This is a genomic window from Streptomyces sp. NPDC088147, assembly GCF_044741565.1.
In the GTDB taxonomy this organism is placed as follows: domain Bacteria; phylum Actinomycetota; class Actinomycetes; order Streptomycetales; family Streptomycetaceae; genus Streptomyces.
On sequence record NZ_JBIUSY010000001.1, the window covers coordinates 689,790 to 704,579 of the forward strand.

Below are 14,790 nucleotides of genomic sequence, written 5' to 3' on the forward strand. Positions count from 1 at the left end.
TCAGGACAGGCCGAGTTCGTCGTCGAGGAGCGCGAACACATCGTCGTCCGACGCCGCCTCCAGGTCGAACTCGCCGGAGCCGTTCGCCGACTCCTGCCGCAACGCGGCCCACTTCGCCCTGAGCACCTCGATGCGTCCGGCGACGTGCTTGAACTCCTGCGCGTCGACCGTCATCTCCGTGATCGCCTTCTCCAGCTGGTCGAGGACGGCGAGCACCGATCCGGCCCCGGTGACCTCTTCGGTAACCAGCCGGGAGTGGAGATGGTCCACGACCTCGGCCGGGGTGGGGAAGTCGAACAGCAGGGTGGCCGGCAGCCGCAGCCCCGTGGCCGCGTTCAGCCGGTTCCTGAAGTCCACGGCCGTCAGGGAGTCGAAGCCCAGCTCCTGGAACTGCCGCGAGGCGCCGACCGCCGTCCCGTCCGCGTGTCCGAGCACCACGGCCGCCTGTTCGCGGACCAGCGTCAGCAGAACGGCACGGCGGTCTTGTTCGGTCAGTCCCGTCAGCCGCTGCCCGAGCGATTCGGCCGACCGCGGGGCGGCCGTGGCCGAGCGCCGTGCCGGAGTACGGATCAGACCGCTGAGCAGAGCCGGGATCTCGCCCTGGGCGCGGAGGGCCGCCAGATCCAGCTGGACGGGCAGCACCAGCGCCCGCGAGCCGGTGACGGCCGCGTCGAAGAGGGCGACGCCCTGCTCGACGGAGAGCGGCGGCATCCCGGAACGTGCCAGGCGCCGCATGTCCGCCTCGCTCACCGTCCCCGTCATCCCGCCCACCTGATCCCACGGACCCCAGGCCAACGACACACCCGGCAGACCCTCGGCCCGCCGACACGCCACCAAAGCGTCCAGGAACGCATTGGCCGCCGCGTAATTCCCCTGCCCCGCACCCCCGAACACACCCGCCACAGACGAGAACACCACGAACGCCCTCAGACCAAGATCACGCGTCAGCTCATGCAAATGCCACGCCGCATCCGCCTTCGGCCGCAGCACCGTGTCCAACCGCTCAGGCGACAACGAACCGACCACACCGTCATCCAGCACACCCGCCGCGTGGACGACCGCCGAGACCGGATGTGCGGCGGGTACGGCGGCCAGCACCTCGGCCAGCGCTTCCCGGTCGGCGACATCGCAGGCCGCGACCGTGGCCTCGGCTCCGAGCCGCTCCAGCTCCTCGACGAGCGCTCCCGCGCCCTCGGCGCCGGGACCGCGGCGGCTGAGCAGCAGCAGCCGCCGTACGCCGCGTTCCGCGACCAGGTGCCTGGCCAGTACGGCGCCCAGGCCGCCGGTTCCGCCGGTGATCAGTACGGTCCCGCCCTGCTCCCAGCTCACTCCTGTCGCCCGGACGTCTCCGGTCTCCCCGTCGGTCACGGTGACGGGCTCCCCGTCGGCCTGGTTGACGGGCTCCCCGTCGGTGGGCGTGACGGGCTCCGGGAGCGTGACGCGGTCCAGCCTGGCGGCCCTGACCTCGCCCCCTCGGAGCACCAACTGCGGCTCCTCGGAGCCGAGAGCCCGAGCGAGTGGCGCCGACGCGACGGCGTCATCCGCCGGGTCGAGGTCCAGCAGCCCGAAGCAGCCCGGGTTCTCCGACTGCGCGGACCGCACCAGACCCCATACCGAGGCCGCCGCCAGATCGGCGACAGCACCGCCGTCCACGGACACCGCACCCCGGGTGACGAACACCAGCCGCGAACCGGCGAACCGCTCCTCGGCCAGCCAGCCCTGGAGGTGTCCCAGCGCCCGGGAGACGACCTCGCGCACCGAGCCGGGTACGGCCGCCGGTCCTGCGGCACCGCCCTGTTCGCCCAGGACGGGCACCAGCACGACACCCGGCACCGAGGAGTCCTCGCCCGCCAGCGAGGTCAGACCGGCGTGCGCCTCGACAGCCGTTCCGGACGTACCGGCCTCCGCGAATACGCCGGCGAGCCCGAAGGCGTCCGGTCCGAGGATCGCGGCCGATTCGGGCGCGTCCGGCTCGGCCGTGGCCGTCAACGCCGTCCACTCCAGTCCGAACAGCGAGTCCCTGCCCGCGCCGCCGGGGCCGGTCAGCTGCTCGCGCGTCACGGCTCGTACGAGGAGCGAGTCGACGGTGGCGACCGGCTGACCGGACGCGTCGGCGACGACCACGGACATCGCGCCCTTACCGACCGGAGCCAACCGCACCCGCAACGCCGAAGCACCCGTCGCATACAACGACACACCCACCCACGAGAACGGCAGACCACCACCGCCCCCGTCACCGTCTCCGCCACCCGCCAGAAGCGAGGCATGCAAAGACGCGTCCAGCAGCGCGGGATGCAGACCGAACCTGGCCGCGTCACCCTCCGCGCTCTCCGGCAGGCTCACCTCCGCAAAGATCTCACCGTCACGCCGCCAAGCCGCCCTCAGCCCCTGGAACACCGGGCCGTACTCGAAGCCCAGCTCGTCGAACCGCTCATAGCAACCCTCGACATCGAGGGACTCGGCTCCGGCCGGCGGCCACACCGTCGCGTCGAACCCGGTCTCCGCCCCCTCGGAGCGGCCGACCAGCGCCCCGGTGGCGTGCTGGGTCCAGGGTGCGTCCGAGACGTCCGACACGTCGTCCGCGCGGGAGTAGATCCCCACCGACCGACGGCCCGACTCGTCAGGGGTACCGACCGCGACCTGCACCTGAACCGCACCACGCTCCGGCAGAGTCAGCGGCGCGGCGAGCGTCAGCTCCTCCACACGGTCACAGCCGACCTCGTCACCCGCCCGGATCGCCAGTTCGAGCAACGCGGTACCAGGAAGAAGAACCCGGCCCATCACCGCATGATCAGCCAGCCACGGATGCGACTGGACCGACAACCGGCCGGTGAACAGCACCCCTTGGCCCGCGGCGAGTTCGACGGCCGCGCCCAGCAGCGGATGTTCGGCGGAACCGAGACCCGCCGCGCGCACATCACCGGCGGCGGCGGACTGCGATCCGGCCGGCCAGAACCACTGGTGCTGGAAGGCGTACGTGGGCAACTCGACCGGCCGCGCCCCCGTCCCCGTGAAGAACCCGGTCCAGTCGACCGTCGCCCCGTGCGCGTGGACGCGAGCCAGCGCGGTGAGGGCGGTCGATTCCTCGGGGCGGTCCTTGCGGAGGATCGGTACGATCGCCGCCTCGTCCGGTACGGACTCCTGGGCCATGGCCGACAGCACACCGTCCGGACCCAGCTCCAGGAACGTGCGCACGCCCTGCTCGGCCAGCGTCCGCACACCGTCGGCGAACCGGACGGCCTCGCGGACATGCCGTACCCAGTACTCGGCCGAGCACAGCTCCTCCGCCGACGCCAGGCCACCGGTCAGATTCGACACCACCGGGATCCGGGGAGCCCCGAACGACAGCCCCTCCGCGGCGGCGCGGAAGTCATCCAGCATCGGATCCATCAGCGGCGAGTGGAAGGCGTGCGACACCCGCAGCCGCGTGGTCTTGCGACCCTGCGCCTCCAGCAGCGCCGCCACGGCCAGGACCGCGGTCTCGTCGCCCGAGACGACGACGGAAGCGGGACCGTTGACCGCGGCGATCGACACCTCGTCGGACAGCAGCGGAAGAACCTCGTCCTCCGTCGCCCGTACCGCGACCATCGCGCCACCGGCCGGCAGGGCCCGCATCAGCTTCGCCCGCGCCAGAACCAGCGTGCAGGCGTCCTCCAGCGAGAACACCCCCGCCACATGCGCGGCCGCGATCTCACCGATCGAGTGACCGGCGACGAAGTCCGGCCGCACGCCCCACGACTCCACCAGCCGGAACAGCGCCACCTCAATGGCAAACAGCGCGGGCTGGGTGAAGCCGGTGTCATTCAGCGGCTCGGCGTCCTCGCCCCACATCACCTCGCGCAGGGGCCGTTCCAACTCGCCGTCCAGCACGGCGAGTACGGAATCCAGCGCGGCGGCGAACACCGGGAACCGGCCGTACAGCTCGCGGCCCATACCGAGCCGCTGACTGCCCTGACCGGAGAACAGCACCGTCGTCCTGCCGCCGAGCACCGCTCCCGACACCGCCGACGGATCCGCGTCCCCGGACGCCAGGGCGCCCAGCGCACGAACCACGTCGTCGGACCCGGCCGTATCACCCGCCAGCACCACCGCGCGGTGCTCGAACACCGAGCGGCCCGTCGCCAGCGAGTACCCGACATCCACCGGGCGCAGCTCCGGCCGCTCCTCGACGTAGGAGAGCAGCCTGGCGGCCTGGGCCGCCAGCGCCTGCGGGGTCTTGCCCGAGAGGACCCACGGCACCACGGCGGGCGACGCGGACTCCGCCCCGGCCAACTCCGCCGACTCGGTCGGCTCGGCCGAGTCGGTCGGCCCGGTCGGCGCAGTCGGCACAGCGGTCAACTCGGCTACCTGCTGCGGCTGTTCGAGGATGACATGCGCGTTCGTCCCACTGATACCGAAGGACGAGACACCCACACGCCGTACCCGGTCGCTCTCCGGCCACCGCGTCTGCTCGGTCAGCAGCTCCACCGCGCCCGCCGACCAGTCGACATGCGACGAGGGCTCGGTCACGTGCAGCGTGCGCGGCAGTGTTCCGTGTCGCATCGCCAGCACCATCTTGATGACACCGGCGACACCGGCGGCGGCCTGCGTGTGACCGATGTTGGACTTCACCGAACCGAGGAGCAGCGGACGCTCCGGGTCCCGGTCCCGTCCGTATGTGGCCAACAGCGCCTGCGCCTCGATCGGGTCGCCCAGCGTCGTCCCCGTACCGTGCGCCTCCACGGCGTCCACATCGTCCAGGGACAGTCCGCCACTGGCCAGCGCCTGACGGATCACGCGCTGCTGGGACGGGCCGTTGGGGGCGGTGAGTCCGTTGGACGCGCCGTCCTGGTTGATCGCGCTGCCGCGCAGCACCGCCAGCACCGGGTGGCCGTTGCGCCGCGCGTCGGACAGCCGCTCCAGCACCAGCATGCCGACACCCTCCGACCAGCCCACACCATCGGCCGACTCGGAGAACGCCTTGCACCGGCCGTCGGGCGACAGGCCCCGCTGCCGGGAGAACTCCACGAAGGTGCCCGGGGTCGACATGACCGTCACACCGCCCGCGAGCGCCAGCGAGCATTCACCGCCGCGCAGCGCCTGGGCCGCCAGATGCATCGCCACCAGCGACGACGAGCACGCCGTGTCCACCGTCACCGCGGGGCCCTCGAACCCGAAGGTGTACGAGACCCGGCCCGAGGCCACGCTTCCCGCGCTGCCCTGGCCCTGGTGTCCTTCGAACTGCTTGCCGTTCAGTGTGGTGCCGTAGTCGTTGTACATCACCCCGGCGAACACACCGGTCGCGCTGCCCTTCAGCGACACCGGGTCGATACCGGCCCGCTCGATCGCCTCCCACGAGGCTTCGAGCAACAGCCGCTGCTGCGAGTCCGTCGCCATCGCCTCGCGCGGACTCATCCCGAAGAAGGCGGGATCGAAGTCGCCGGCGTTCTCGAGGAATCCGCCCGAGCGGGTGTACGACGTACCCGCGTGGTCCGGGTCCGGGTCGAAGAGACCGTCCACGTCCCAGCCACGGTTGGTCGGGAAGCCGGAGACCGCGTCGGTGCCCTCGGTGACCAGTCGCCACAGGTCCTCGGGCGAGGCCACTCCGCCCGGGTAGCGGCAGCTCATCCCGACGAGCACGATCGGATCGTCGGCCACGGGCGGCAGCATCCTGACCGGGATCGTGGTCGCGGCGTCGGCCCCGGCCTCGGTGCCGAACAGTTCTTCCCGGAGATGGTCCGCGAGCGCTGTCGCGGTCGGGTAGTCGAAGATCAGCGTGGCGGTCAGCCGCAGACCTGTCACCGTACTCAGCCGGTTGCGCAGTTCCACGGCCGTCAGCGAGTCGAAGCCCAACTCCCGGAACTGGGACGTCGCGTTCACGGCTGCCGCGTCGGCGTGGCCGAGTACGAGGGCGACCTGACTCCGTACGAGATCCAGCAGCGCTTCGTGCCGCGCGGACGAGGTCAGCCCCGCCAGCCGGCCGAGAAGCCCGGCGGCGGCAGCGGTGGCGGTGACCGATCCGGCGATCGCGCTCCGCCGGGAGCGGGTGCGGATCAACGACCTGAGCAGCGGCGGTACATCGCCCTGTGCCCGCAGCGCCGGGAGGTCCAGCAGTACGGGCGCCACCACGGTCTCACCGGAGGCGAGCGCCGCGTCGAAGAGGGTGATGCCCTGCTCGACGGAGAGCGGCGGCATCCCGGAACGTGCCAGGCGCCGCATGTCCGCCTCGCTCACCGTCCCCGTCATCCCGCCCACCTGATCCCACGGACCCCAGGCCAGCGACACACCCGGCAGACCCTCGGCCCGCCGACACGCCACCAAAGCGTCCAGGAACGCATTGGCCGCCGCGTAATTCCCCTGCCCCGCACCCCCGAACACACCCGCCACAGACGAGAACACCACGAACGCCCTCAGACCAAGATCACGCGTCAGCTCATGCAAATGCCACGCCGCGTCCACCTTCGGCCGCAGCACCGTGTCCAACCGCTCAGGCGACAACGAACCGACCACACCGTCATCCAGCACACCCGCCGCATGCACCACAGCGGTCAACGGATGAGCGGACGGTACGCCGGCCAGCACCTCGGCCAGCGCTTCCCGGTCGGCGACATCGCAGGCCGCGACCGTGACCCGCGCGCCATGCGCGGTCAGCTCGGCGACCAGTTCGGCGGCGCCGGGTGCCTCCGTACCCCGCCTGCCGGCGAGCAGCAGATGGCGCACGCCGCGCTCGGCGACGAGATGCCGGGCCAGGACGCCGCCCAGGCCGCCCGTACCGCCGGTGATCAGGACCGTGCCCTCGGAGTTCCAGGCCGGGCCGGCCTGGTCTCCGTTCTCGCCGGCGGTCAGGGGGACACGGGTCAGTCGTCCCGCGCGGATCGCGCCGTCGCGGACGATCAGCTGTGGTTCATCGGAACCGAGAGCCTTTCGCGCTTCGGACAGGTCGGACAGGGACGACAGTTCGGCGGGGAGATCCAGGAGCCCGAAGCAGTCCGGGTTCTCCGACTGCGCGGACCGCACCAGACCCCATACGGAGGCCGCCGCCAAGTCGGCGACAGCACCGCCGTCCACGGACACCGCACCCCGGGTGACGAACACCAGCCGCGAACCGGCGAACCGCTCCTCGGCCAGCCAGCCCTGGACCAGCGCCAGGACCTCGGCGGTCAGCGCGTGGGCCGATTCCACGACCTCGTTCAGGGGCGACGTACCGTCGACGCCCACCAGTACCGTGCCCGGCACCGGGGACTCCCCCGCCGCCAGCGACACCAGATCGGTGTACGTACCGACCTCCGCACCGGACGCGGTCATGGCGTCGGCGAGTCCGATCGGGTCCGGTCCGAGGACGACGAGCGAGCCCGGGACTGCCGACCCCGGAACGACCGGCCCCGTCGTGGGCGATCCCGTCGTGGGCAACCCCGTCGTGGGCGACGCCTGGGCGGCCGGCTCGGCCGCCGCCGTCACCGGCGTCCACTCCAGACCGAACAGCGCGTCACGGACGAGGTCCGCGGAAGCGGAGCCGGTCAACTGCTCGCGGGACACGGCTCGTACGAGAAGCGAGTCGACGGTGGCGACCGGCTGACCGGACGCGTCGGCGACGGCCACGGACATCGCGTCCTTACCGACCGGAGCCAACCGCACCCGCAACGCCGAAGCACCCGTCGCATACAACGACACACCCACCCACGAGAACGGCAGACCACCACCGCCCCCGTCGCCGTCTCCGCCACCCGCCAGAAGCGAGGCATGCAAAGACGCGTCCAGCAGCGCGGGATGCAGACCGAACCTGGCCGCGTCACCCTCCGCGCTCTCCGGCAGGCTCACCTCCGCAAAGATCTCACCGTCACGCCGCCAGGCCGCCCTCAGCCCCTGGAACACCGGGCCGTACTCGAAGCCCAGCTCGTCGAACCGCTCATAGCAGCCCTCGACCTCCAGAGAGCGGGCGCCGGTCGGCGGCCACACCGTGGCGTCGAAACCGGAGTCGGCGGCAGTGGTGTCGGCGGTCGTCAGCGCGCCGGTGGCGTGCTGCGTCCATGATCCGTCCGCCGCGTCCTCGGGGCGGGAGTAGATCCCCACCGACCGACGGCCCGACTCGTCAGGGATACCGACCGCGACCTGCACCTGAACCGCACCACGCTCCGGCAGAGTCAGCGGAGCGGCAAGCGTCAGCTCCTCCACACGGTCACAGCCGACCTCGTCACCCGCCCGGATCGCCAGTTCGAGCAACGCGGTGCCAGGGAGAAGAATCACGCCCATCACCGCATGATCAGCCAGCCACGGATGCGACTGGACCGACAACCGGCCCGTTACCAACGTGCCCTCGATCTCGGCGAGTTCGACGGCCGCACCCAGCAGCGGATGCTCGGCGGAACCGAGCCCAGCGGCCCGTACGTCGCCGGTACCGCCCAGGGGCCCCGCCGGCCAGAACCACGTGCGCTGGAATGCGTACGTGGGCAGCTCGACCCGCCGCGCGCCGACCCCCGCGAACAACGCCGGCCAGTCCGCCGGAACTCCCCGCACATGCAGCTGGGCCAGCGCGGCGAGCGTGGTCGACTCCTCGGGGCGGTCCTTGCGGAGGATCGGTACGGTCGCGGTTCCCTCCGGTACGGACTCCTGAGCCATGGCCGACAGCACACCATCCGGACCCAACTCCAGGAAGGTGGTCACACCCTGCTCGCCGAGCGTCCGTACACCGTCGCCGAACCGGACGGCCTCGCGGACATGCCGTACCCAGTACTCGGCCGAGGACAACTCCTCCGCCGACGCCAGGCCACCGGTCAGATTCGACACCACCGGGATCCGGGGAGCCCCGAACGACAGCCCCTCCGCCACCGCGCGGAAGTCATCCAGCATCGGATCCATCAACGGCGAGTGGAACGCGTGCGACACCCGCAACCGCGTGGTCTTACGACCCTGCTCCGACAACCGCGCCGCCACCGCCAGGACAGCATCCTCATCACCCGAAACCACCACCGACGACGGGCCGTTGATCGCGGCAATCGACACCTGGCCAGACAGCAGCGGAGCGACTTCGTCCTCCGTCGCCTGCACCGCCATCATCGAACCACCCACCGGCAACCCCCGCATCAACGACGCACGCGCCACCACCAACGCGCAGGCATCCTCCAACGAGAACACCCCCGCCACATACGCCGCCGCGATCTCACCGATCGAGTGACCAGCGACGAAGTCCGGCCGCACACCCCACGACTCCACCAGCCGGAACAGCGCCACCTCCATGGCGAACAGCGCGGGCTGAGTGAAGCCCGTGTCATTCAACGGCTCGGCCTCCTCACCCCACATCACCTCACGCAGGGGACGGTCCAACTCGCCGTCCAGCACGGCGAGTACGGAATCCAGCGCCTCCGCGAACACCGGGAACCGGCCGTACAACTCACGACCCATCCCCAACCGCTGACTGCCCTGCCCCGAGAACAGCACCGCCGACTTCCCACCAACGACCGAACCCGACACCACCGACGAATCCACGTCACCAGACGCCAGAGCCCCAAGGGCCCGCACCGCATCCGCGGAATCGCCCGCCAACACCACCGCCCGGTGATCGAACACCGACCGGCCCGTCGCCAGCGAGTACCCGACATCCACCGGCCGCAGCTCCGGCCGCGCCTCGATCGACGCCAGCAGCTTGGCCGCCTGGCTGCGCAGCGCCTCGGCCGTCTTGCCCGAGAGCGCCCACGGAACCGTGCCCGACTCGGTCTCCGGGGCTTCCGTACTACCCAGGACGGTTCCCTCGATGACGGTGGTCGGCTGTTCCAGGATGACGTGAGCGTTCGTCCCGCTGATACCGAACGACGAGACGCCCGCGCGCCGCGCGCGACCGACCTCCGGCCACCGCGTCTGCTCGGTCAGCAGCTCCACCGCGCCCGCAGACCAATCCACATGCGACGACGGAGCATCGACGTGCAACGTCTGAGGCAACATTCCATGACGCATCGCCATGATCATCTTGATGACACCCGCGACACCGGCCGCGGCCTGCGTGTGACCGATGTTGGACTTCACCGAGCCCAGCAGCAGCGGACGCTCCGCGTCGCGGTCCCGGCCGTATTCGGCGAGGAGTGCCTGCGCCTCGATCGGGTCACCGAGCGTCGTGCCCGTACCGTGCGCCTCCACCACATCGACGTCGTCGGCTGCGAGTCCGCCACTGGCCAGCGCCTGGCGGATCACGCGCTGCTGCGACGGGCCGTTGGGGGCGGTGAGGCCGTTCGACGCACCGTCCTGGTTGACGGCCGAGCCCCGGACCACCGCCAGGATCTCGTGGCCGTTACGTCGCGCGTCGGACAGCCGCTCCAGCACCAGCATGCCGACGCCCTCCGACCAGCCCACACCATCGGCCGACTCCGAGAACGCCTTGCAGCGACCGTCGGGAGAGAGTCCGCGCTGTCGGGAGAAGTCGACGAACACCGACGGGGTCGACATCACGGTCACGCCACCGGCGAGTGCGAGGGAGCATTCGCCGCTGCGCAGGGCCTGCATGGCCCAGTGCATCGCGACGAGCGACGACGAGCACGCCGTGTCCACCGTCACCGCCGGACCCTCCAAGCCCAGCGTGTACGACACCCGGCCCGACGCGAGGCTCGGCGAACTGCCGCTCCCCTGGAAGCCCTCGAACTCCGGGCCTCCCAGGACGGTGCTGTAGTCGTTGTACATGACACCGGCGAATACGCCGGTCGCGCTGCCCTTCAGAGACACCGGGTCGATACCGGCCCGCTCGATCGCCTCCCACGACGTTTCCAGCAGCAGCCGCTGCTGCGAGTCCGTCGCGAGCGCCTCACGCGGCGACATCCCGAAGAACGCCGGGTCGAACTCGCCCGCCTCGTGCAGGAATCCGCCCTGCCGCGTGTACGAGGTGCCCTTGTGGTCGGGGTCCGGGTTGAACAGCCGGTCCACGTCCCAGCCACGATTGGTCGGGAAGGCGGAGATCACATCGCTGCCCTCGGTGACCAGCCGCCACAGATCCTCCGGCGAGGCCACCCCGCCCGGGTACCGGCAACTCATCCCCACGACCACAATCGGATCGTCGGCCACCGCCGCGGTCCGCGTGGCGGTCTGCACGGCCACCGCCGCGTCGGAGCCCAGCAGTTCATCGAGCAGGTGATCGACCAGCGCCTCGACGGTCGGATAGTCGAAGACCATCGTGGCCGGCAGTCGCAGCCCGGTCACGGTGTTGAGCCGGTTGCGGAGTTCGACGGAGGTCAGCGAGTCGAAGCCCAGGTCGCGGAAGGCGCGGCCGGGGTTGACCGCGTTGCCATCGGCGTGCCCCAGGACCAGAGCCACCTGGCCGCGCACGAGGTCCAACAGCACCTCCTGACGCTCAACCACCGTCAGTACGGCCAGCCGCTCCACCAGACCCGCCGCCGCAGCCGAACCCGCCACCGCCGCAGCCCGACGCGACCGCGCACGAATCAACGACCGCAACAACGGCGGAACCTCACCCCGCCCACGCAACACCGGCAGATCCAACCGCACCGGAGCCACCACCGCATCCCCGGCAGACAGAGCCGCGTCGAACAACGCCACACCCAACTCCACCGACAACGCCGGCACACCCGCACGAGCCATCCGCTCCGCATCGGCCTCCGACAACGTCCCCGTCATCCCACCCGACTGATCCCACGGACCCCACGCCAACGACACACCCGGCAAACCCTCAGCCCGCCGACGCTCCACCAACGCATCCAAAAACGCGTTACCCGCCGCGTAATTACCCTGCCCCGCACTCCCGAACAAAGCGGCAATGGACGAGAACACGACGAAGGCCGAGAGATCTTGACTTCGCGTCAGCTCGTGCAGGTTCCAGGCGGCGTCGACCTTCGGCCGCAGCACCTTGTCCAGCCGCTCCGGCGTCAGCGAGCCGACCACACCGTCATCGAGCACACCCGCCGCGTGCACCACAGCCGACACCGTGTGGCGCGTCAGCAGCTCGGCGAGAGCATCACGGTCCGCGACATCGCAGGCCTCGACCGACACCTCGGCGCCGCGCTCCGTCAGTTCATCGATCAGTGCTTCCGCACCCTCGGCGGCCAGGCCGCGGCGGCTGACCAGCAGCAGCCGGCGTACCCCGTGCTCGGCCACCAGATGCCGCGCCACCACCGCGCCCAGACCACCCGTACCCCCCGTGATCAGCACACTCCCCGCACCACCCCAGACCGGACCCGCCGCACTATCACCCACCGCCGCACGCACCAGACGCCCCGCCAGCACCTCACCGCCCCGCACCATCACCTGCGGCTCATCCACACCCAACGCCGACAACGGCAACACAACCAACCCACCCGACTCGACCGACTCAAGGTCAAGGTCAAGATCGACCAGACCGAAACAACCCGGATTCTCCGACTGCGCCGACCGAACAAGACCCCGCACCGCAGCCGCCGCCACATCACGACCCCCCACCGCACCCCGCGTCACAAAAACAAACCGCGACCCCGCAAACCGCTCCTCCACCAACCGCTCCTGAAGCACCCCAAGCACCCGATGCGTCAACGCCCGCACCGCATCGGCCGGGTCAGTGGTCAACTCTCCGACCACCGGGATCAGCACCACGTCTGGCACCGGTCCCTCGACAGCGGCCAACGCGGCGATATCCGCGACGCGTTCGGACTCGGCTCCCGCATCACGCAGGGCCTCGACCAGGCCCAGGGTGTCCTGGCCGACCACGGCGATCGTCTGCGAAGTGCTAGTGAGCGACGGAACAGTCAGCGGTGTCCACTCCAGCCGGAACAGCGCGTCCCTCGTCAGCGCACCCGCCTCATCCAGAACCTCCACCGACAACGCCCGCAACGCCAACGACTCCACCGACGCGACCGGCGCACCCATCACATCGGCCACCGCGATCGACACCGCACCATCCACCCCACGCGCCAACCGCACCCGCACCGAGGAAGCCCCCGACGCCCGCAACGACACCCCACTCCACGCAAACGGGACACCACCCGACTGCCGACCAACACCCTCAGCGCCGTCACCCGACGAATCCACAAACCACGCCGCATGCAACCCCGCATCCAACAACGCGGGATGGAGACCGAACGCCTCTGCATCACCCTCGATGCCGTCAGGCAAACTCACCTCGGCGAAGACCTCACCGTCACGCCGCCAGGCCGCCCGAAGCCCCTGGAACACCGGCCCGTACGCGAAGCCCTCCACGGCCCGCGCCTCGTAGAAACCGTCCAGATCCACCGCCTCAGCACCCACCGGCGGCCAAACCGACGCATCAAACTCACCGACAGCCCCAGCCCCAGCACCAGGACCAGCAGCACCTACGGCCAGCACACCCGCCGCGTGCTGCGTCCACGGCAACTCCACCTGACCTTCCAGGCGGGAGTGAATCGTGACCGTACACCGCCCCGACTCATCCGCCACACCCACCCGCACCTGCATCTGTACGGCGCCGGGCTCCGGCAGGGTCAGCGGCGCGGCGAGCGTCAGCTCCTCCACACGGTCGCAGCCGACCTCGTCACCGGCCCGGATCGCCAGTTCGAGCAACGCGGTGCCAGGGAGAAGAATCCGGCCCATCACCGCGTGATCAGCCAGCCACGGATGTGTCTGGGCGGAGAGCCGGCCGGTGAACAGCACGCCCTCGCCCTCGGCCAACTCCACCACGCCGTTGAGCAGCGGATGCCCCGCCGACGCAAGCCCGATCGCCGCCGCGTCGTCGGCGCCACCGCGCAGGCTCCTGGGCCAGAACGCCTGGTGCTCGAAGGCGTACGTGGGCACGTCCACCCGCGACGCCCCGGTACCGGCGAAGAACCCGGCCCAGTCCACGACGACCCCACGCACATGCAGTCGGCTCATCGCGGTGACGGCCGAGGCTTCCTCGGGGCGGTCCTTGCGGAGGATCGGTACGGTCGCGGTTCCCTCCGGTACGGACTCCTGGGCCATGGCCGACAGCACACCGTCCGGGCCCAGCTCCAGGAAGGTGGTCACACCCTGTTCGCCGAGCGTCCGCACCCCATCGCCGAACCGGACGGCCTCGCGGACATGCCGTACCCAGTACTCGGGCGAGGACAACTCCTCGGCCGACGCCAGGCCACCGGTCAGATTCGACACCACCGGGATCCGGGGAGCCCCGAACGACAGCCCCTCCGCCACCGCACGGAACTCATCCAGCATCGGATCCATCAACGGCGAGTGGAACGCGTGCGACACCCGCAACCGCGTGGTCTTACGACCCTGCTCCGACAACCGCGCCGCCACCGCCAGGACAGCATCCTCATCACCCGAAACCACCACCGACGACGGACCGTTGATCGCGGCAATCGACACCTGGCCAGACAGCAGCGGGCTGACTTCGTCCTCCGTCGCCTGCACCGCCATCATCGAACCACCCACCGGCAACCCCCGCATCAACGACGCACGCGCCACCACCAACGCGCAGGCATCCTCCAACGAGAACACCCCCGCCACATACGCCGCCGCGATCTCACCAATCGAATGCCCCGCCACAAACTCCGGCCGCACACCCCACGACTCCACCAACCGGAACAGCGCCACCTCCACCGCGAACAACGCCGGCTGCGTAAACCCCGTGTCGTTCAACAGATCAGCGTCCTCACCCCACATCACCTCACGCAGAGACCTACCCAACCCGGCATCCAGCAGCGCGAGTACAGAATCCAGCGCCTCCGCGAACACCGGGAACCGCCCATACAACTCACGCCCCATCCCCAGCCGCTGCGACCCCTGACCCGAGAACAGCACCGCCGTCTTCCCACCAACGACCGAACCCGACACCACCGACGAATCCACGTCACCAGACGCCAGAGCCCCAAGGGCCCGCACCGCATCTGCGGA

Annotated in this window: 1 protein-coding gene (cut by a window edge); it reads right to left on the minus strand. The window is 70.5% G+C overall.

The genetic code is table 11. The features are described 5' to 3' along the window. Positions 1–14,790 carry the final stretch of an SDR family NAD(P)-dependent oxidoreductase gene (locus tag ACIOGX_RS02645; protein ID WP_401909670.1) on the minus strand. Its footprint extends 18,579 nt past the window's final position, so only the last 14,790 of its 33,369 coding nucleotides appear in the window; its start codon lies off the right edge, out of view; the stop codon is at positions 1–3.